Annotated in this window: 1 pseudogene; it reads left to right on the forward strand. The window is 70.5% G+C overall.

What is annotated here, in order from left to right:
- Positions 1-237, forward strand: a pseudogene (locus tag CVH10_RS26425) (GGDEF domain-containing protein); the annotation flags it as partial.

The raw sequence follows: 237 nt of genomic DNA on the forward strand, positions 1-237 counted from the left end.
GAAAGCGCCGGCAGCATGGCGCTCGGCGTCGAACTGCTGAGCCTCGAGGCCGTCCGGGGCGCCAACGCCCGGGAGATGTTCTGGCTGTCGGCCTACGGCGGCCTGCGGGGGGCGCTGGGCGCCTACAATCTGCTGCTGTTCGTCGGGCTGCAGGTGCGCGGGTTCCTGCTCTATGGGCTGTTCGTCGGCAGCTTCTGCGTGGCGGTCATCTCCGCCAATGGCCTCGGGGCGCTGCTG

Source organism: Halomonas sp. ND22Bw (assembly GCF_003011945.1).
Classification (GTDB): domain Bacteria; phylum Pseudomonadota; class Gammaproteobacteria; order Pseudomonadales; family Halomonadaceae; genus Halomonas; species Halomonas halophila.